We start from the raw sequence: 20,541 nt of genomic DNA on the forward strand, positions 1-20,541 counted from the left end.
CCCTACTCCGCCATACCGGGATCAAGCGAATACAACAAGGCCTGCACCAATAACGAAACGTCGTTCTTTTCGCGGGCGTCCACCGCAAACACCGGCGGTTTGATGCCGAATTCCTGCAAGCGCGAGTGGTAATCGTCTATGGTCGGCCGGTTGCTGAGATCCATTTGGGTGACGCCGATGGCCAGACTGGTATCGCTGATGAATTTACTGAATGCATCCAGAAAGAACTTCATATCCTGAAACGGATCGGCGCGGGTGTTATCTAACAGCAAAATCAAGCCGATGCCGCCATGGACCAGAATGTCCCACATAAAATCGAAGCGTTCCTGCCCAGGGGTACCGTACAAATGGATCTTCTCGCCGCCGGCCAGATTCATCACGCCATAATCCATCGCCACCGTGGTCGAAGCTTTGCGGTTTTTGGTCATGTCGCTGGCCGCCGCGTCGGTTTTCACCGGCGGCGTGTCGCTGATGGCGTTGATCGCGGTGGTTTTTCCGGCCCCAACCGGACCGGTGAAAATAATTTTGTATTGGCTCATCGAGATTCCTGCTGAGAGCGGCTAGGCACCGCGCAATTTACTGAGAATTTTGCGTAACAGGCCTTGGTTCTGCGCCCGATCCGGTACCGGCGGGGCGATCACTGCATCCGCTTCGCGCTCGCTTTGCCGCAACAGTCCCAAGGCATGGCATGCGCTGATAAACGCAAACACATATTGCGGCTTGACGTTCAACACTCGACAAACCGCAATTGGCGTGGTCGGTGTTTTGACCAGCAATGCAGCAATGCGCAGCGCGTCGGGCGTGATGACCAAGCGGGTGAAATTGGGCCAGCGCAACAGAAATACCGGCCGCTGAATATCCAGTCCGATCGGAAACCGCCCTTTCGAAGTCCATAGCGCCAGCTTCCAGATAAACCCTGCCACGTCCTGATATTTCTCCGGGTCCCGTTCCTTATCGACGGCAGCCGGTTCCAAAGCCGATAAACTCATATTGCCGGCGGTGCCGGATTTGAAGGCGACGCCGGCAAATGCCCGTAATTGTTTGTCGTCCGCATCCAGCCACACTTCATTCTGCTCGGGAAAAATATACAGCGGCTTCCAGATCGAACTCAGCCGCAACGGCCGCACCTGCAATCCGGCGGTTTTCACGGCCGACTGCACATAACCCAGGAAAAACTGGCGCGGATCGTAACAAGCGGTTGGTAATTGCACCTCGTCGTCGAAATCGATATCGCCGAGCGTACCCAAAAACGCCGTAAAACCGCCTTCGTTGAGTTGCATCGCCGATTGGTGCTTAGCGGTCTTTTGCCGTTCCGCGTTAGCGGCGGGTTGGCTCGGTTTCGCCGGCTTGACGTAGACGTCCAGCGTCGTTTTGGGCGGTGCTACAGGGCGTTGCTCTTCCGCGGCAGTGACCGCCGGGGCTGGCGCCGGTTTGACTTCCGGCGCTTTTAGCAAGGCACCGATTTTGTCCAACACCCCGAGAATTTGCTCGACATTGACCGGCTTTTTGACGAAAAAAGTGTTGTCGATCTGTAAGGTCTGCAAGGACAGCAGGATGATCGGGCGGCCGGGCCTTGCCGCCTTGCACTGCTCAAGGATTTCCCGCGCCTTGACATGGTCGGCATCGATCATGTCGATCTGTGCCTCTTCAGCCGGGACGACGACTGCCGCACCGCGGCACGGGCCTTTCAGATACATTTCCATGGTCTTGCAAGTGCGGCCGTCCATACCGTGCAAGGCAATCCGGTAGGAATGGGCCGTCTTAGTCATGACGCTTGCCGTTGGAAAATATCTGCCAGCGCCTGCCAATCGTCCGCTAACGGAATAGCCAATTCGGCGAAGCTTCTTCTGGCATGTTCAAACCGCTCGCGGCTGCCGGTAGAACGGTAAAGTTCCAATAACGCCCGTTGCAATTCGGTCCGTTCCGGATCGACTCCCACCGCACTTTCCAGTACGTCCATCGCCTGATCGAGTTGGCTGTATTCGATGAAGTCGTTAGCCAGTGTCAGAGGGTCATGACTGGGAGCGATCGGCGCTTCGATTTGCACGACCAATTTGCTCCGGCCCTGCAGCCCGCCGGTGAATAAGGAATAGCGATTGCCGATTTGCTGGGGATCGTGCCGCCCCAATTCAAACAGGATATGGCAATGACGCTTGTCCAGACCCGACCGGCAAGCGTTGAGCAGTCGCCGGGCCAGCGCTTCGCCTTTGCCTTCCAGCACCAGCAACAAATCCAGCAGCGCCCCGTACAGCGCCGCCGGCAGCCGGTTTCGGAAACAGAAATGAATCCGCCGCAGGTGCGCCAGCAGATCGAGCGGATTCCGCCGAACCTTGACCGACAACACTCTGAGCGCGGACTCCGCGGACGATTCGCAACCGAAGCTCCCCAGTTCCCCGTCCAGCCAAAAATCGCTGTCAGGCTTCGGATCGGCTTGCTTGTCGACGATTAAAGTCGAATGAAAAACGGCCATCGCTACCTTCCTTCAAAAACGATGCCGGAAGGTTAGCAGTTAGGCCGGTTATTTCCAGATTGTTTATCCGGTTATTTGGTGTCTTGCTTCACAGATTGCCTTACGCACCGTCTCCGGAGCCGTACCACCGATCAGGGAACGCGCGGCAACCGAACCTTCCAGGGAAAGAATATCGAACACATCAGCGCCGATCGCGGCGGAAAACTCCTGCAACTCGGCCAAGGTCAGTTCCGATAAATCCCGGCCGCTGTTCAAACCCAGGCGCACGGCTTGGCCGACCACTTCGTGCGCATCGCGAAAGGCCATGCCTTTGCGCACCAAGTAATCCGCCAGATCGGTTGCCGTCGCAAAACCGCGCTTGGCGGACTGGTACATGTTTTCCCGTTTGGCTTCGACGCGCGGCATCATGTCGGCGAAGGCGCGCAGGCAATTGACCAAGGTATCGGCCGTGTCGAACAACGGTTCCTTGTCTTCCTGGTTATCTTTGTTGTAAGCCAAAGGTTGGCTTTTCATCAGCATCAGCAACGAAATCAAATGCCCGGCCACCCGGCCGGATTTGCCGCGCACCAATTCCGGCACGTCCGGATTTTTCTTTTGCGGCATGATCGACGAGCCGGTGCAGAACGCATCCGGAATGTCGATGAAATCGAACTGGGCACTGGCCCACAACACCAACTCCTCGGAGAACCGCGACAGATGCATCATCAACACGCTGCCGGCGGCGGCGAATTCAATCGCGAAATCGCGGTCGCTGACCGAATCCAGCGAGTTATTCGACGGCCGACTGAAGCCCAACAATTCGGCGGTCATAAAACGATCCAGCGGGTAGCTGGTACCGGCCAATGCCGCAGCACCTAGCGGCATCACGTTCAGGCGCTTGGCGCAATCCAGAAAACGCTCGCGGTCGCGGCTCAGCATCTCGAACCAGGCCATCAAGTGGTGGCCGAAAGTGACCGGTTGCGCCACCTGCAAATGGGTGAAGCCGGGCATGATGGTATCGGCTTCCTGCTCGGCCTTGTCCAACAATGCCAACTGCAAACGCTGCAATTGGCCGAGAATGTTGCCGATTTCGTCGCGCAGATACAAACGAATGTCGGTCGCCACCTGGTCGTTGCGGGAACGGCCGGTATGCAGCTTCTTGCCGGCGATGCCGATCAGGTCGGTCAGGCGCGCTTCGATGTTCATGTGCACATCTTCCTGCTTCACCGACCAGACGAATTCGCCGCGCTCGATCTCGCCGCCGATCTGGGCCAAACCTTTGCGGATATCCGCCAATTCCTGCTCGGTCAGAATACCGATTTTGCACAGCATCGCCGCATGCGCCAGCGAGCCTTGGATATCTTGTTGCGCCATGCGTTGGTCGAAATTCACCGATGCGGTGAATTCCTCGACGAAGGCGTCGGTGGCTTCGGCAAAACGGGCACTGGAGAGTTTTTCGGAATTTACGGTGGTCATGTTACTCGGCAGATTGAACGAACAAACGCCAATTATACCCGCCGCTGCCGGCGTTCAGCGCGGGAATTGCACACTGACGCGCAGGCCGCCGAGCCGGGCGGAACGTTCGATGGCTAAGGTTCCGCGATAAAACTCGGCGATATCGCGGACGATCGCCAGGCCCAGCCCGTGGCCTTGCACCGCCTCGTCCAGCCGCAAACCGCGCCGGCTGAGTTGTTGCATCTCCGTTGCGGAGCATCCCGGTCCGTCGTCCTCGACAGCGATGCGCATGGTCTGCGCGCAATCGATTTCGACGATGATGTGCCGTGCGGCCCACTTGCAAGCGTTGTCCAGCAAATTGCCGATCAATTCCAACATGTCTTCCCTATCGAAATTGATCGGCCGATCCGGCGCACTGATTCGAAAGTCCAGCGCCTTTTCCGAATAAATGTTGCGCAACAGCTGGGTCAAGGCGTCCAGTTCTTCCCGCGGATTAAACATGCTGGCCGATTGCAAATTGCCGGACAAACGGGCCCGTTTCAATTCGCGCTCGATACGTTCGTGCATTTTTCGCGCTTGTTGCTGCAACTGTTGCTGCAGTTCCGGATAATCCGCCAAAACCGGGCTTTCCGCCAATCTGAACAGCATCGCCAACGGCGTTTTCAGCGAGTGCGCCAGATTGCCGATTGCGGTCCGCGACTGGTGCAGGCGCCGCTCGACCAACAACAACAGGCGGTTGACTTCCCTGACCAGGGGTTTGATTTCCAGCGGCACCCGGGTTTGGATTTGTGGTTTGCGGCCGCCGGCAATCTCGGCCAGCTCGGCGCGCACGGCCTGCAACGGATGCAGAGCACGCCGGACATCGCCGGTTTGCAAACCGATGGCCAGCAGCAATACCAACACCGTCAACAGCAAGTACGCCAGCCGGATATGGTCGATATCGCGGCCGATATCGGTCAAGTCCTCGGCTATTGCAATCGAAACCGGATGGCCGAAGCGTTGCAAGCCCCGATTCAAAACCAACAACGGCTGCTTTTGTGGCCCATCGGCGTGGTGAAACAACTGCACCGTGCCGACAGGCAGAGCGGGAAACGGCAAGGTTTCGCTTTGCAAAGACTGGGAATAGTAAGTTCTTGGGCCGATGTGCAATACAAAATAGTGGCCGGAAAACGCCTGGCCGTAGACGGTGCCGATGTGGGAGCTGTCAAACTCCAGCAGGCCGTCGCCATTGGGCTGCAAGGTATCGATCAGAGAGTCGGCATCGTGCTGCAATCGGGTCGTCATCTGCTTTTCGGCAACGGCGCGGATCACCCAGTCCGCCGCCAGCCAATGGCCGACGAACACCGCGCTCAAAATCAACATCAAGCCGCGATTCAAGCGGCGTTGCAACGACATCAGGCTTTCTCGCCGAACACGTAACCCTGGCCGCGGCGGGTGGCGATCAGATCGTTGCCCAACTTGCGCCGCAAGCGATTGACGTAAACCTCGATCACGTTGCTGGCCGGGTCGCTGTCGCATTGGTAGATATGTTCCAGCAGATGGGTTCTGGTCAAAACTTTGCCGGGATGCAACATGAAATAACGCAGCAAGCGAAATTCGATCGCCGTCAGTTGTTCCGGGCCGCCGCCGTTAACGCTGACCGTTTGCGCATCTTCGTCCAGGGTCAAGCCGCAGCTCGCCAACTGCGGTTGCATCCGGCCGTGAAAGCGCTTCAACAAGGCCTGCACCCGGGCCAACAGTTCTTCGATATGAAACGGCTTACCCAGGTAGTCGTCGGCACCGGCTTTGAAACCGTCGACTTTCTCGTGCCAGGCGTCGCGGGCGGTCAACACGATCACCGGCACGTGATTCTCCGCCTGCCGCCAACGCCGCAACACCTCCAGGCCGGGCATTTTCGGCAAGCCCAGATCCAGAATCACAATGTCGTAGGATTCGGTAGAGCCCAGGAACTCGGCGGCCTCGCCGTCCATCGCGCAATCCACGGCAAAACCGGCAGTTTCCAGCTCGAGTTTTAGCGATCTCGACAAACCCGGATCGTCTTCCACCAACAATAAACGCATACGCGGCGCTCATCTCCCGCTTGTAAATCGCTCAGAGTTTAATGGTTTATCCGCCGGTGCGGCGATTTTTAAGATTGGTTTCATTTCGCCTGACTAAAATGCCGGCCATACCTCAACCATTCTGGAGCTTAATCCATGCAAAACGACAATTCGGTAGCTGTCTGGGATATTTTCGTCCGCGTGTTCCATTGGTCGCTGGTCACCGCATTTGCAGTCGCGTACGTCACCAGTGAAGAAGAAAATCCCTGGCACATCTACGCTGGCTACACGGTACTGGGCTTAATCAGCGCAAGATTGGTCTGGGGCTTCGTCGGCGGCCGCTACGCCCGATTCAGCCAATTCGTGCACTCTCCGGCTGCCGTGTGGCGTTATGTTTCCCAACTGCGCCAAGGCACTGCGCCGCGTTACCTGGGCCACAATCCGCTCGGCGGCTGGATGGTTTTGGCATTGCTGGCTACACTGTTCGTGGTGACGATCAGCGGCTTGAAAGTCTACGCCATCGAAGAAGGCCGCGGCCCACTGGCGCAGGACAGCCGCATGCTAAGCGTAATCGGCGCCGCCCACGCCGCAGAGGAAGCGGAAGGCAAAGGCAAGTCGGCTGAAGCTGGAGATGAGGCCGAGGAATTCTGGGAGGAAATCCACGAGATCGCCAGCAATCTGATGTTGGTCTTGATTGCGATCCATGTGCTGGGCGTCATCGTTTCCAGCAAAGTCCATAAGGAAGGTTTGGTGAAGGCCATGATCAGCGGACGCAAACCGAAATCGCCAAACTGTGAGGATTAACACAGTTTTCATGTTGAATTCATCTTGGTTTGCTATAAGGCATGCCGTCGTCGTGTAGACGATCTGCTTAGTCAAGTCCCAGCCAACCAGGAGCAATAATGGCGACCACACTCAAAACCCAGGCGTATGCCGCAACATTCTCTTTAGTCCTGTTACCCAATATTGCTTCGGCGAGTTTTCTCGGTTTTCTGGGCAATTTCGACGTCGTTAACGATACCGGCAACACCGCCCACGGCTTCGAAATCGAACTCGAAGGCCTGCACAGTAGCGACATTACCGACACCTTCGGCGGCGCCGGCCGCGGCTTTCCCAGCGGCACCGGCTTCGATCCCGGCAATGCGGTGGTGCGTTACGGCGCGCCAATGATCAGCGAATACACTAACGGTGCCGTATTTGGAACCCGGGTCACCTACGCCAGCGCGTGGGATGCCGCCAGCCAATCCTGGTTTTTCGGCACGCCGAGCGGCAACTTCGTCACCCCCGGAGACAACTGCTGGACCGGCGGCGGCGTCGGCTACAGCGCCGCCACCCCATGCGACCATTTCGGCGTCGGCACCAGTAAAAACGCCAGCAAAACCACCTATAGCTGGCTGTTCGACGACGGCAGCAATACCGGCAAACTCAGCAACAGCAACGGCAACGTGGTGCTGCCGGCACCGAATTGGAACGTGATTCCGGCCGATCCGGCGCCGGCCGGTCAGCCGCAACCGCAACCGGTGGTGGTGGCCGATATTCGCGCTCCGGAACCGGCGAAAGAAGACCAATTCGGCGAAGCGATCTGGGTAAAAGTGTTCCGAACCGAATTGGAACGGGAAGTCAAACTCGAAGAGCTGATCGGGGGCAATCAAGTCATCGAACAAGCCGAGACTGAAATCGAATGGCAATTATTGCAAACCGATCCGGACAATCCGGACGCCGGCAAATTGGAAGCCGGCTACCAAAACGTACTGGGTCAGAACGCGGAATCGGTGATCTTCCGTTACGAATTTTACAAGTATGCCGGCGAGTACGACCCGGAAAACCATGAAGCCAAAGCCAGCAGCGACTCGAACCCGTTGGATGCCGAAATCGGTACTTACCTCGGTGCTCAGAACGGCGCGGTCAATCTGAATGCTGTCGCGCCGGTGCCGGTACCGGCTGCATTTTGGTTAATGGGCTCCGGGGTATTGGGACTGTTGGCGGCCCAGCGCCGCAAACGAGCTGAGGCAGTTTGATCCGGCGCTAACCCGTTTGATACCGTTCGCATTGAGCCGGCCCTAAGACGGCGCAGCGCGAACGGTTCTCGCCGGCTGCGTCAATCCTCGGATTGCTGACGCCGCAACAACGCTTCGAAGTCTCGCTCCGATAGCGGTTTCGCAAAATAATAACCTTGGGCTTCGTCACAGCCGTGGGCGATCAGGAAAGCCAAATGCTCCGAGGTTTCCACGCCTTCGGCGATCACCTTGAAGCCCAGATTGTGCGCCAACGCGATCGTGGCCGAGGCGATCGCTCCATTATTGCGCTCGCCAACGTCGGCGGAAATATCTTGGACGAAGGCCGCGTCGATCTTCAAACGATCCAACGGCAAATTTTTCAGCTGGCCCAACGACGAATAGCCTTGGCCGAAGTCGTCCAAGGCCACCGTGATGCCTATTTCGCGAAACGACTGCAACATTTCGCCGGCCTGTACCGGTGAGGTCATTACGGCGGTCTCGGTAATTTCCAATTCCAACTCCAGCGACTCAGGGCTAATGTCGGCCAGCACCAGTGCCCGCTTTACCGCTTCGTACAGGCCTTTGTTTTGAAACTGTTTGGCCGACACGTTGATCCCGATCCGCTTTAGCGGTAATCCTTGCGCTATCCATTCGCCCGCCCGCCGACAGGCGTTTTCCAGCACCCACTCGCCGATTTTGTAAATTTGGTTGGTCTCTTCCGCCAACGGAATGAACACCGAGGGCGAAATCAATCCCTTGACGGGATGGCGCCAGCGTAACAACACCTCGGCACCCAGCAAACGTTCGTCCGGCAGCGAGAGTTGCGGCTGGAAATACAATTCGAACTGGCGTTTTTCGATCGCTTCGTGCAACTGGTTTTCAAGTTCCATTTTCTCGTGGGCGTTGCGGTTCATTTCCGGCGAGAAAAACTGAAAATTGCCGCCGCCTTCGGACTTGGCGTGGTACATCGCGGTATCGGCGCTTTTCATCAGGTCTTCCATATGCTCGGCATTATCCGGATAGACCGCGATACCGATACTGGAAGCGGTACGCAACGTGAATTTTTCTATCGTGAACGGCTGCCCCAAGCTATGGCAGATCTTATTCGCCACCGAAGAAGCGACATCCTCTATCGCGGCAGCTCTGATTACCACCACAAACTCGTCACCGCCCAGGCGGGCAACCATGTCGTATTCCCGCAACGAGGTTTTCAGCCGCTTCGCCACCTGAATCAGCAACTGGTCGCCGATGGAATGACCCAAGGTATCGTTGATGTTCTTGAACCGATCCAAATCCAACAACATGACGGCCAATTGCTCCCCCCCACGCTTGGCAATCATCAGCGATTGTTCGAGATAGAGTTGCAAGTGCAAGCGATTCGGCAATTCGGTTAACGGATCGTGGTGAGCCAGATGCTCGATCCGGGCGTGGGCTTCTTTCAGATGACTGATATCGACGAAGTTGGCCAAATGAAACTCGATGACGCCGGTTCGGTCGCGCACGACCGACACCGTCATCATTTTGGGAAATACGCTACCGTCCTTACGCCGGTCCCAAAGTTCCCCTTGCCAGAATCCAGTGTCCCGAATACCGGCCCACATCTTCTCGTACAACTCCCGCTCGGCCTGACCGGAAGACAACATTTTCGGGTCCATGCCCAATACGTCGGCCTTATCGTATCCGGTCAGAGCCGAAAACGCGGCGTTGACGTCGATGATGCGGTTATGGCGATCGGTAATCATGATCGCCTCCCCACTGTACTCGAACACATGCGCCGCCAAACGCAACTGCACCCGGTCCGCGTGGCGCTGAATCTGGTTGTGGACCCTTACCGACAAGACATTGGGCGAGATCGGTTTTACCAAGTAATCGTCCGCGCCGAGGTGCAGGCCGGCCAGCTCGTTTTGTTCCGAACTGTCGGCGCTCAGCAGAATCACCGGAATGTCGCCGGTTGCCGGCGACGCCCGCATCCTGCGCAATACCTCGATGCCGCCGATACCCGGCATTTTGACGTCGAGGACGACCAGTTTCGGCAGATCGTCCTGTTGCTCCAGCAAGGCTAAAGCGTCCGCGCCGCTGGTCGCGGTTTTCAGGCGGAAATCCGCCTTTAAGGCCGACACCAGCACGTGCAAGTTGGCCGGCAAATCGTCCACCAACAGTACCAGGGGTTTTAGGCTGGGGGCACTACCGCTCACGCTTGCCCCCCAGTGCTCGATTTCCAATTCGCGAATACCTCGCGCGCTTGCCGGTGGTCGAAATTGTCCAGATGGTATTTCAACTGGCGTAATAAAGCGGAACCGTCCGAGTTGTCGGCAGCCAGCCGGTCGAGGGCCTCAAGCAATGCATCGGGAATGATTTCCTGGCGCAGCAGATACGGCTCCAATTCCAGCAAGGTCTCGGCCGAGGCAACATAGTCGTTTTCTTCGACTTTGACGCTTGCGGTTTGGGGGTGCTTGCCCAGAAAAACTTGCATCTCCTTGACGGTTTCGGTGAACACCGTGTTGAATGCGTCCATCGACAAGGTCCCGCTGTCCAGCTTGATTTCCTCCATCAACCGGCTACAGGCGTCCGCCAACGCCGATGCGCCCAGGTTGGCCGCAACCCCTTTCACGGCATGGATCATATTGGCCGCGTCCTTTGGATTGCGCTTGGCCAGCAATGCGGTTAACTGCGCCGTAATATCGTGAAAACGCTCGATGAAGCTGCTGATCAGCCGTTGCAGCAAAGCGACGTCGCCGTCCAGCAGGCGCAAACTTTGGGTCACATCCAAAATGGGCCGATGGGTTATGATCGCGGCCTGTTCGACTTGCGCCGCCAACGGGCCGCGCCGACTGAAAAGCTCCAATACCCGGGCCAGATCCGTCGGTTCTACCGGTTTCGGAATAAAATCGTCCATGCCGGCCTCCAGGCAAGCTCTGCGATCTTCGTCCAAAATGGCGGCGGTCATCGCCACGATCGGCAGACTCCGGCCTTGCGGCATTTGCCGAATCAAACGAGTGGCTTCCTGCCCTCCCATCACCGGCATGTGCAAATCCATCAACACCAAGTCGAATGTGCGCCGCTTGACAAATTCGACCGCTTCCAAACCATGCCAGGCTACCGTAACATCTACCCCGCGTTTTTTTAAAAAATTGACGGCGACTTCCTGATTGATATCGTGATCTTCCACCAGCAACACCCTAAGCCCTTCGAACCGGCGCCTGGTCAGTTCCGGCGCAACCACGTCAGGATTGGTTTTACGGCTCAACAGCGCATCGAACAACTTGGAAGGCAGAATCGGTTTCGACAGCACGTTGTCGACGAAATGTGCATCGGGATGCCGCAGCAGCGCCTGCTTATCGTAAGCGGTGACCATCAACACCTTGAGCGGATCGTTAGCCTCTCCCCCGCTCAGCCGTTTTTTCAACTCCGCCGCCACTTGCAATCCGCTCATTCCCGGCATACGCCAATCCAACAGCACCGCGTAAAAGGGCCACCGTTCACGCGAGGCCTGTTCTATCGCCACCAACGCTTCTTCGCCGGAACCGGCCATGACCGCATGCATCCCCCATAAACCGATCAGACGCGACAGAATATTGCGCGACGACTCGATGTCGTCCACGATCAAAACCCGCTTGCCCAGCAAACTTTGCAAATCCCCGGCCGAGGTGTGCGACAGAACGGCCTCGCCCGGCATTAATCCCACCTCAATGGAAAAATTGACACAGGTACCCTGGCCGCAGGTACTGTTCATCTCGATATGCCCGCCCATCAGCTCCACCAGCTTCCGGGATATGGCCAATCCCAAGCCGCTGCCACCGAAGCGCCGCGTGGTCGAATTGTCGGCCTGCACGAAGGGATTGAACAGGGATTCGATTTTATCCGCCGACACGCCGATCCCGGTATCGCGGACGCTAAAAACCAGGGTCACGGTTTTTTCGGTCCGGCCATCCGCTTGTACCGACAGGTAAATTTCGCCATTTTCGGTAAATTTAATCGCGTTACTGATCAGATTGTTAAGAATTTGGGTCAGTCGATGCGGATCGCCCATCACGTAAAACGGCGTATCGGGATGAATGTCCACAAACATCTCCAAGCCTTTTTCTTCGATCTGGGCGCCGAACAAGTCGGTGACTTCCTGCAACACCGTCTCCAGTCTGATCGGCAGCTGTTCCAGCGCCACGGCACCGGACTCGAATCGGGAAAAATCCAGAATGTCGTTAATGATCCGGATCAGCACCTGGCCGGACTTTCTGACTTTATCCAATTGTTCGCGTTGCTCCGCCGTCAGTTCGGTTTCCAATACCTGGCGAGTCAGACCCAAAATCGCGTTCATCGGCGTCCGGATTTCGTGGCTCATATTGGCCAAAAATTGCGATTTGGCCACCGTCGCCGCGTTGGCGGCTTCTTCGGCGCGTTTGCGTTCGGTGATGTCGGTGCGAATCGCCAGATACCGCCGCGGTTTCCCATTCTGGCCGATGTCCGGCACGATAGTGGTCGATACCCAGTACAGCTCGCCGCTCTTGGTCCGGTTGCAGATATCGCCCTGCCAAACCTTGCCTTTGCCGATAACCTTAAACATATCCCGAAAAAACTGCTGCGCATGCAGCCCCGAGTTCAACAGCCTGTGGTTCTGGCCGATCAACTCCTCCCGCGAGTATTGGCTGACCTTGCAAAACAGATCGTTAACGTAAGTAATGGTGCCGTCCACTTCAGTAACGGCCACGATTGCGTGCTGGTCGAATGCGTATTTATGAAAACTCAGCTCGGCGACGTTATCCAGCAGTTGGCTATCGCGCTTGACCGCCGCCGTAATATCGTTGATTTGAATCAAACAAAGACTCGAATCTTCAGTATTGAGCGGCGTAACCTTCAATTGCTGATCGATGGCTGCGCCGCTGGCAGCAGTCAACGGCAGCGGATTGCGGTTTAAGGTATGGGAAATAATCGACGACATGCCGTGACTCAAAGCAACGTCTATCGCTCTTTGCAAACTGCCGCCGGCCGCATTGGGGAATAGTTCGGCTAAAGATTTGCCGAACGCCCGCTCGGCATCGATACCGCTGCACTTCGCCATCCAAGGATTCCAGGCAACGACGGCAGAAGCCCGGTTCACAACGATCAATCCAAACTGGCAGTTTTCGAAAATAGCCTGAAACAGGCTTGACCTGACGAAATCCGAATCCGGCTTACTATTCGCCACCATCACATACCCAGATAAGACTTGACGCTTTGCTTGAATATCGACATCGATTCGACGTCCATCAAAAAGGTGACGTAACCCTCGACGCGGTTCTTATCGAGCGAGAACTCCATGTTCAACAACAACACGCAAGCCTCGACTTTTTCGCGCAACTCGTTGTCGGTAAGGATGTCCGCCAAAGAACCTTTTACGAATTCGGGGATGCCGCCGGAAATCCGCTGATTGAACAGATCGGCGATGCTGCACAGACAACCGTTTAATATGACATTGCCGATTTCCGCCATGGCCTCCTGTTCCATTTCGGTCAAGTCTTCCAGCGACAAGTCCTGCTGCAGTACGGCTCTGACCAACTGCAGGCTTTTTTCCTCGGGAAACAGCAGCAGTACGTCGCCGCCCATCACGCCGTCGAATTGCTGGCAAACGCCGCTGACATCGCGATCGGTCTTGGCTTGAATCACCTTCAAAGCCTCCGGACGCGAGACAAAGGTCACGCCGGGCACACTCAGTTTCACCTCTTCGTTGACCATTTCGCTGAGTACGCTGGCAGCGTAACCCATGCCGATATTAAGGACTTCGGCCACGGCATCTAAAAAATCTTCGTCATTTTCAATCAAGTTATCCGACATAGGCTTTGATCTTGGCTTCTGTGATCGGTTTGGGGATAAAGTCGATGTGCAATTGCACCGCCAGATTCTTTACCGCCTCTTGCACGTTGGCGGTCAGGAACGCCATCTTGGCCTCGGCTTGCATCGGACGGATGATTTCGGCCGCTTGGCCGCCTTCCATGACGGGCATGTTGTAATCCAGCAAAATGATGTCGTATTTGGCTTCGCCGGCTCTGTCGATCGCTTGCTGCCCGTTCTCGGCTTCGACGATATGCCAATCGGGATGCGCCTCCAGAATGATTTTTTTCACCATCATTCTGGACATCTTGCTGTCGTCGACAATCAGACAATGTTTTTCCGTCATGTTTTACTCCATCTGTAATAAGTTGAAAGGACGCGGCACCGGCTGTTAGCAACCAAGGCCTCCGGTCGCGCTGCAACGGCCCGCTGGCCGCAGCGCGTTACCGGTAAACTGTAGCCCATACTCGCGGAACTTGAAGCCAAGGTCAGTCCGGGCCGCAACAGTTGCGGCAGTCGAGGCAATTTTGAAACGAGAACGCAAGAGGGATTGTGCCTAGGCAGGTAGCGGGGCACGGCGCCGATCGGCCGGGCCGGTTTTTTGCAGACGACTGATTGAAAAGAGCAAGGTGGCCGCCCGATCCGGTGCCGGGTCGGGCGGTTGACTGAGTGCGGTTTGCTAACGCCGGCCGACCATCAGCTCGATTTCCTCGACGATTTCCTCCTGCCGCAGACGGTTGAGCTGGCGTTGCAAGTCCTCGCCGCCGTGTTCCAGATGACGTAGCGCAGTTTCCATCTGCATCAAGCGCATATGATTTTCGACCCGAATCGAACGCAACAGCAGCGCCAGCAGCACATGGAACCAATACTGTTCGGCAACGCCCATCGCAACTGCGGCAGGACGCTGATAAGTCAACGGCAGTTCCAGCGGAACACTCCCGCCGGCAATGGGTGGCAACGGCCACAAGCGCTGGCTGCGAGCGCCCTGCTCGTCGCGGATGCAGACCATCAAACCATAATCGCTATCGCCGCGCAGTTCGGCGACCGCCGCCAGAATCCGGTCGATCGCCGCCGGCGCGTCCAGACCGCCCTCGGCGCCGTCCAGAAAAACGGCGGATTCATGACCGTCGAATAGGCAATGCAGGCGCTCGCCCACCAAAATCAACGGCGCTTCAAGCTCGGCTGCACCCTGCCAAAAACGCAGCACGTCTTCGTTGAAACTGCCGCAAAAGCCGCGCACCGAGCCGAACAACAACCAGATATCGGCGCGGGTTTTGGCGGTATCGGCATAAAACGCTTCCGGCAAGGCGCCGGACAAATCGTGCAAAGCGGCCAGCAACGACTCTACGACCAGCTGCTGGCCGGCTTCGCGCTTGCCGACCTTGCGCAATTCGGCCAACGCAAAACTGCGCATCGCGCCGAGGATGCCGGACAATTCGTCGAACAGCGCCAACCGCGCTTCTACTTCCCGCCGCTGGCTCATGGTTTAGCCGCCAGCCATTGCCTGAGCGCCGCCAGCCATTGCTGCTTCGGCGAGTCCAAGCTCAAACGGGTCTCCGCCAGTTGCTGCAGCAGAAATGCCAACACCCCGGCCGCTTGTTCCGGCGCGACACCGGCCAGCAAACCTTCGCCGTAAGCCAGCAACCAGGCCAGATGCGCCGCTTCGGACCAAGGCTGCAAGCGGTCCTGCTTCAGAATTTCCCGCAACAGCCGGCCGCTCTGCAATTTTTCCTCGACGCTGGCTTCCAGCCGGGTGCCGAAGCGGGCGAACAGTTCCAGCTCCAGAAATTGCAGATAGTCCAGCCGGATATGGGCAGCGGCGTTTTTGATGGCCGGATGCTGGGCCTTGCCGCCGATCCGCGACACCGAGCGGCCGATATCGATGGCCGGCAGGATGCCGGCGGCGAATAATTTGCTCTCGAAATAAATCTGGCCGTCGGTAATCGAAATCAGGTTGGTCGGGATATAGGCCGACAATTCGCCCTGCCGGGTTTCGATGATCGGCAGCGCGGTCATGCTGCCGCCGCCGTGTTGCAGGCTCAACACCGTCGAGCGCTCCAGCAAGCGCGAATGCAGATAAAAAATATCCCCCGGATAGGCTTCGCGGCCCGGCGGCCGTTGCAACAACAGCGACAACTCGCGGTAGGATTGGGCGTGGCGGGTCAGATCGTCGTAGACCACCAGCGTGTCGCGGCCCAGCCGCATCCAGTGCTCGGCGATGGCGCAGCCGGCAAACGGCGCCAGATAGCGAAAGCCCGGCAAGGCGTTGGCTTCGGCCACCACCAGCACCGTGTAATCCAGCGCTCCGGCGGCACGTAAGGCTTCCAAGGTGCCGGCCACCGACGAGCGCGGCTGGCCGATCAACACCATCACGCACAACACGTTGCGGCCGCGCTGGTTCAACACCGCATCCAAGGCCAGGGCGCTTTTGCCGACGCCATCGTCGCCGATGATCAATTGGCGCTGGCCCTTGCCGATCGGGATCAGACTATCGACGATCTTGCTACCGGTATAAAACGGCTCGCTGACGAAATCGCGTTCGATAATGCTCGGTGCGGCCGCTTCCAACGGCCGGAACTGGCGGGTTTGCGGCGCCGGCAAACCGTCCAGCGGACTGCCCAGCGGATCGACTACCCGGCCGAGCAAGGCGTCGCCGACGCCGATCTCCAATTTACGGCCGATGTGCTGTACCGCCATGCCGGCGGTGACGCCGCGGCTCTGCGACAGCAGGATCGCGCCCAACACTTCCTTGCCGAGTTGGAATACCAAACCCGAACTACCGTCGTCGAAGCCGATCAATTCGTCGAGCCGAGCCGAAGGCAGACCGCGAATCCAGGCGATGCCGTCGCCGATACCGGCCACACAGCCGCGTTCGGACAGGCGCAGGCCGAAGCGATAGGGCGCGTTCGCCTCAGTCATGGTTGGTTTGGCGGCGAAAAAAAGCCAATTCGTCGGCCAAATTGGCGTGCAACTGGCATTCGCCGACTACGGCGCGGACGCCGGCGATCAAGGCCGGATCGATGGAGAAGTTGAAAGTCAGCTCGCGACCGGCCGCCGCCGACAACGCTTGGCAGAGCCGGCCCTGCTCGGCGTCCGTCAAGGGATGGGCGCTGGTTACCGTCACCGCCGACGCCTGGATCAGCCCCGCCGCCGCTTTATGCAACGCTGCCAGATCCGCTTCCGGCAATTGCCGCAAATCTTCCAGGAAAATCTCGACGATGCGTCCGGTCAAATCCGGCGCGGCCAAACGCTGCAGCATGGCCGCGGTTTGGGCGTAAGCCTTGGCCGCCGCTTCGCGGATCAAAGCGGCTTCGCGAGTCGCAGTGGCCGCCTGATTGCGCACCCGATACTTGGCTTCTTCATCGGCCAGGGTTTTCCGCAGCGCTTCGAGTTCGCGACTGCGCAATTGCGCCAACTCTTCCTCCAACGCCCGGCGCGCGGCGTCCTGCTGTTGCTGCCAATCCGCCAGGCGCGCCTGGTACTGGCCTTGCAAGGCTTCGGCTTCGGCGTGCAATTGCGCGGCGCGTTCGGTTTGCTGGTTGATGCGTTGCTGGCGGGCGTCCAGTAACGCCAAAACCGGCCGGTACAGAAAACGCTGCAGTATCCACACCAACACCAGGAAATTGAGGATTTCCAAAATAAACGTGGTCCAGTCGAGTTGCATCATGGCAGAAGTCCGGTGGATTGGAGGGCGATACCGATCACTCGGCGGCCTAACCCAGGAAATATTCCAGCAACGGGTTGCGGAACAGCACGATCAAGGCCACCACCAGACAATAAATCGCCAGCGATTCGATCATCGCCAAACCGATAAATAAGGTGCGGGTGATGGTTTTTTCCGCTTCCGGCTGCCGGGCCAGCGCTTCCAACGCGCTGGCAATGGCCTTGCCCATCGCGATGGCCGGCAGCATGGTGCCTAGGGCGATGACCAAGCCGGCCACGCCGGTGGAGATGATGCTGAACAGATGTAAATCGGTCATGACGGATTCTCCGTGACTGAAGTGTCGGATTCGTTGGGTTCCAGCGCGCCGGCGATGTAAATCAAGGCCAGCATGCCGAAGATATAGGCCTGCACCACGGCTTCGACCACGTGCAGCATTAACAGTGGCACCGGCACCAAAAAGCCGGCGATCAGCAATACGAGCAACGCGGCCATTTCCAGACTCATGACGTTGCCGAACAAACGGATCGCCAAGGCCAGCGTCCTGGTCAATTCGCTGATGATATGAAACGGTAGCAGGATCACGCTGGGTTCGATGTAGTGGCGCAGATGGTTGCGCAGGCCGCGGTCGCGAATCCCGAACCAATGGGTGGAAACGAACACCAGTACCGCTAACGCGGCCGTCGCGGATAAATCACGGGTTGGCGAATGCAAGCCCGGAATCAGGCCGACCAGATTGGCGACCAACACGAACAGCCACAGCGTCGCGACGAACGGCAATACCCGTCGCACCGCAGCTGCCGGTAGCACCTCGCCGATTGCGCCTTCGATCGCCACCACCACCGCCTCCAGCGCCGTATGCAGCCGCCCCAATCCGCCCTTCGCCGGCCAGCGCAGCAGTAACGCCAGCAAGGTAAATCCGGCCATCACGCCCCAGGTGGTCAACACCGTGCCGCTGATCGCCAACGGCCCGAGATGCAAGGCAAGGTCGGGCTCGGTCATCGCGAATGCTCCTGTAAAAACCGCAGCGCATTGTAGGCACCAACCACAATGCCCAACACGATCAGGCTGACGGTCCAGCGCACCGAATAACCGTCCGCCAACGTATCCAGCCAACGCCCGAGGTAGGCGCCGGCGACGATGGGCACGACAAACAACAGCCCCAGCGTACCGCCGTACAGCAACACACCGAACCAGGACGCCGATTGCCGGCGTTGTTCCTGCAAGCGCCGCGCATCGCGCCGGGTGAATTCGATCAATTTATTCCGAAAACTCATGGCTATCGCCCCCCAGCAACCCGGTTACTCAACTCCGCCAAACGCCGCAGCAGCGAGCGTTCGATTTCGGTCAGCGTCGCTCGCGCCCGATGTACTTCCGAATCGGTGCGCGCCATTTCCGCCGCCAATTGTTCGCAGATCGCGTCCGGATCGTCGCCGAGAAAATAGCGGACTGCCGTCAGCGTCATTCGATTATCGGCAAAACGCAACACGCCGCCCGGCAAGGCCAGATAGCGCCAGACGCCCGACTCATCGCTAAACCGCGCCAGCCCATAACGCAATAACGCAATCATCCGCACGTGGCCGGGCAAAATCCCGAAACTGCCGTCGGCGTCGGCACCGACGAATTGGCCGACTTGCTCGAAATGTTCGACGCCGCGGCTATCGAGCAAAGTCAGTTCAAACCCGCTCATGCCGGCATCGCCCCCTTCATGTAACAGTCCGCTTCGCTGAGCGAGTCGTACTTGCCGGCGATGAAGGCCTCGCAGTCGGCGATGGTCTGTTGCAGCGGCACCCGCACGCCGGGCAAGCCGGTATGGTCGGCGACGGTAACGAAAGGTTGAGTCAGATAACGTTGCAGGCGGCGGGCACGTTCGACGATGCGCCTGTCCTCGACCGACAATTCCTCGATGCCGAGCATCGCGATGATATCTTCCAGCTCGCGGTAGCGGGACAAATGCTCGCGTACCGCCCTAGCCACCTGATAGTGACGCTCGCCGACGATATGGCGGTCCATGATCCGGCTGCCGGAGCGCAGTGGGTCGATTGCCGGGTAAATGCCCTTGGCCGCCTGTTGCCGCGACAGGATAACGACGCTATCCAGATGGCCAAGTATCGTTGCCACGGCGGGATCGGACATGTCGTCGGCCGGCACGTACACAGCCTGCACCGAGGTAATCGAGCCGGAGCGGGTCGAGACGATGCGTTCCTGCAACGATGCCACTTCGGTCAATAAGGTCGGTTGGTAGCCCACCGTGGCCGGCATCCGCCCCAACAAACCGGAAATCTCGCTACCGGCCTGAACGAACCGGAATATGTTGTCCATCAGAAACAACACCTCGCCGTGCAGCGTATCGCGCAGATACTCGGCATAGGTCAACGCGGTGTAACCGACATGAAAGCGCACGCCGGGCGATTCGTCCATCTGGCCGTAGACCAGCAAAGCTTTGGGCAGCACGCCGGCGTCGGCCATTTCGTGCCAAAGTTCGTGGCCCTCGCGCATACGCTCGCCAACCCCGGCATACACCGATACCCCTTGCATCGTGGTGCTGACCGCATGCATGAATTCCATCATCAATACCGTCTTGCCGACGCCGGCGCCGCCGAACAGGCCGGTCTTGCCGCCGCGCACGAAGGGGCACAGCAAATCGATGACCTTGATACCGGTTTCCAGGATCTGCGAGGCCGGCAAGGTCTCGGACAATAACGGCGGATTAGAGAGGATATTGCGAAACTGCTTTTTCGGCAGCGGCGGGCCGCCGTCGAGCGGTTCGCCGAACAGATTCAACATCCGCCCCAAGCAGGCCTGATCGACCGGCACGTGCAACGCGTCGCCGCGGTCGTAGACCGGCATGCCGCGATACAGCCCGGATACCGGATGCAGGGCAATCGCCCGCACCAAGGTTGGCTCCAGGTGTTGAAACACCACCATCACATAAGCCGATCCGCCGTTGATCACGTCCAAAGCCTGGCCGATCGGCGGCAGATACTCGCAGCGCACGTCCACCACCGGCCCCTGTGCCGCTTCGATGCGGCCGACCGGTTGCTGCGAGTGGGGCTTGGTTTCCGCCGGCACCGAAGCGGATATGTCCGCTGTTGCCTGCCGGGCGATTGCTGCGTCTGCCATAAGCGCGATTTC

Annotated in this window: 20 protein-coding genes; 2 read left to right on the plus strand and 18 right to left on the minus strand. The window is 58.2% G+C overall.

Translation table 11 applies throughout. The annotated features are described in order from the left end of the window. Positions 1 to 2: 2 nt before the first annotated feature. The 6 genes from AC0IM9_RS08945 to AC0IM9_RS08970 form a co-directional block, all read right to left on the minus strand. Positions 3 to 539, minus strand: coding sequence for a GTP-binding protein (locus AC0IM9_RS08945; RefSeq protein ID WP_482803766.1), 537 nt, complete (start codon positions 537 to 539; stop codon positions 3 to 5). 21 nt (positions 540 to 560) lie between these two features. Then, positions 561 to 1,769, minus strand: coding sequence for a hypothetical protein (locus AC0IM9_RS08950; protein ID WP_482803767.1), 1,209 nt, complete (start codon positions 1,767 to 1,769; stop codon positions 561 to 563). Next, positions 1,766 to 2,470, minus strand: coding sequence for a type IV pilus assembly protein FimV (locus AC0IM9_RS08955; RefSeq protein WP_482803768.1), 705 nt, complete (start codon positions 2,468 to 2,470; stop codon positions 1,766 to 1,768). The genes AC0IM9_RS08950 and AC0IM9_RS08955 overlap by 4 nt, the downstream gene beginning before the upstream one ends. 63 nt (positions 2,471 to 2,533) lie before the next feature. Then, positions 2,534 to 3,925, minus strand: a complete 1,392-nt coding sequence (gene argH, locus AC0IM9_RS08960) for an argininosuccinate lyase (protein ID WP_482803769.1) — start codon at positions 3,923 to 3,925, stop codon at positions 2,534 to 2,536. Between the two features lie 54 nt (positions 3,926 to 3,979). Then, on the minus strand, positions 3,980 to 5,299 hold the full coding sequence (locus AC0IM9_RS08965; RefSeq protein ID WP_482803770.1) for a sensor histidine kinase: 1,320 nt from the start codon (positions 5,297 to 5,299) through the stop codon (positions 3,980 to 3,982). Beyond that, the gene (locus AC0IM9_RS08970; RefSeq protein WP_482803771.1) at positions 5,299 to 5,964 is read right to left on the minus strand and encodes a response regulator transcription factor; all 666 of its coding nucleotides are present in this window, start codon (positions 5,962 to 5,964) and stop codon (positions 5,299 to 5,301) included. Before AC0IM9_RS08970 ends, AC0IM9_RS08965 begins: the two co-directional genes overlap by 1 nt. Before the next feature lie 135 nt (positions 5,965 to 6,099). Here AC0IM9_RS08970 and AC0IM9_RS08975 point away from each other — a divergent pair, with 135 nt between their 5' ends. Beyond that, the gene (locus AC0IM9_RS08975; protein ID WP_482803772.1) at positions 6,100 to 6,747 is read left to right on the plus strand and encodes a cytochrome b/b6 domain-containing protein; all 648 of its coding nucleotides are present in this window, start codon (positions 6,100 to 6,102) and stop codon (positions 6,745 to 6,747) included. 98 nt (positions 6,748 to 6,845) lie between these two features. After that, positions 6,846 to 7,961 carry a hypothetical protein gene (locus AC0IM9_RS08980; protein WP_482803773.1) on the plus strand — a complete coding sequence of 372 codons (1,116 nt, stop codon included), beginning with the start codon at positions 6,846 to 6,848 and terminating at the stop codon, positions 7,959 to 7,961. An 80-nt stretch (positions 7,962 to 8,041) separates the two neighbouring features. Here AC0IM9_RS08980 and AC0IM9_RS08985 read toward each other — a convergent pair whose 3' ends face one another. The 12 genes from AC0IM9_RS08985 to atpD form a co-directional block, all read right to left on the minus strand. Next, a complete protein-coding gene (locus tag AC0IM9_RS08985) occupies positions 8,042 to 10,135 on the minus strand; it encodes an EAL domain-containing response regulator (RefSeq protein WP_482803774.1) in 2,094 nt (697 codons plus the stop codon). Next, the gene (locus tag AC0IM9_RS08990) at positions 10,132 to 13,125 is read right to left on the minus strand and encodes a hybrid sensor histidine kinase/response regulator (protein ID WP_482803775.1); all 2,994 of its coding nucleotides are present in this window, start codon (positions 13,123 to 13,125) and stop codon (positions 10,132 to 10,134) included. The genes AC0IM9_RS08985 and AC0IM9_RS08990 overlap by 4 nt, the downstream gene beginning before the upstream one ends. Beyond that, a complete protein-coding gene (locus AC0IM9_RS08995; protein ID WP_140912865.1) occupies positions 13,125 to 13,748 on the minus strand; it encodes a chemotaxis protein CheX in 624 nt (207 codons plus the stop codon). The genes AC0IM9_RS08990 and AC0IM9_RS08995 overlap by 1 nt, the downstream gene beginning before the upstream one ends. Beyond that, positions 13,738 to 14,091: a response regulator gene (locus AC0IM9_RS09000; RefSeq protein WP_140912864.1), complete on the minus strand. Its 354-nt coding sequence runs from the start codon at positions 14,089 to 14,091 to the stop codon at positions 13,738 to 13,740. Before AC0IM9_RS09000 ends, AC0IM9_RS08995 begins: the two co-directional genes overlap by 11 nt. Positions 14,092 to 14,424: 333 nt before the next feature. Next, on the minus strand, positions 14,425 to 15,228 hold the full coding sequence (locus tag AC0IM9_RS09005; RefSeq protein ID WP_482803776.1) for a F0F1 ATP synthase subunit gamma: 804 nt from the start codon (positions 15,226 to 15,228) through the stop codon (positions 14,425 to 14,427). Next, a complete protein-coding gene (locus tag AC0IM9_RS09010) occupies positions 15,225 to 16,664 on the minus strand; it encodes a F0F1 ATP synthase subunit alpha (protein ID WP_482803777.1) in 1,440 nt (479 codons plus the stop codon). The genes AC0IM9_RS09005 and AC0IM9_RS09010 overlap by 4 nt, the downstream gene beginning before the upstream one ends. After that, positions 16,657 to 17,412 (minus strand): F0F1 ATP synthase subunit delta, encoded by a 756-nt coding sequence (locus tag AC0IM9_RS09015; protein WP_482803778.1) that lies wholly within the window; start codon positions 17,410 to 17,412, stop codon positions 16,657 to 16,659. Before AC0IM9_RS09015 ends, AC0IM9_RS09010 begins: the two co-directional genes overlap by 8 nt. 46 nt (positions 17,413 to 17,458) lie before the next feature. Beyond that, complete coding sequence (gene atpE / locus AC0IM9_RS09020) at positions 17,459 to 17,725, minus strand: ATP synthase F0 subunit C (protein WP_140912860.1); 267 nt, start codon at positions 17,723 to 17,725, stop codon at positions 17,459 to 17,461. After that, positions 17,722 to 18,408, minus strand: a complete 687-nt coding sequence (locus tag AC0IM9_RS09025) for a F0F1 ATP synthase subunit A (RefSeq protein ID WP_482803779.1) — start codon at positions 18,406 to 18,408, stop codon at positions 17,722 to 17,724. Before AC0IM9_RS09025 ends, atpE begins: the two co-directional genes overlap by 4 nt. Further along, complete coding sequence (locus AC0IM9_RS09030) at positions 18,405 to 18,683, minus strand: AtpZ/AtpI family protein (RefSeq protein ID WP_278211722.1); 279 nt, start codon at positions 18,681 to 18,683, stop codon at positions 18,405 to 18,407. The genes AC0IM9_RS09025 and AC0IM9_RS09030 overlap by 4 nt, the downstream gene beginning before the upstream one ends. Before the next feature lie 2 nt (positions 18,684 to 18,685). Continuing rightward, positions 18,686 to 19,096 carry a F0F1 ATP synthase subunit delta/epsilon gene (locus tag AC0IM9_RS09035; RefSeq protein ID WP_482803780.1) on the minus strand — a complete coding sequence of 137 codons (411 nt, stop codon included), beginning with the start codon at positions 19,094 to 19,096 and terminating at the stop codon, positions 18,686 to 18,688. Further along, positions 19,093 to 20,529 carry a F0F1 ATP synthase subunit beta gene (atpD, locus tag AC0IM9_RS09040; protein ID WP_482803781.1) on the minus strand — a complete coding sequence of 479 codons (1,437 nt, stop codon included), beginning with the start codon at positions 20,527 to 20,529 and terminating at the stop codon, positions 19,093 to 19,095. The genes AC0IM9_RS09035 and atpD overlap by 4 nt, the downstream gene beginning before the upstream one ends. Positions 20,530 to 20,541: the final 12 nt, after the last annotated feature.

This window comes from Methylomonas sp. Uni0011, from assembly GCF_056850255.1.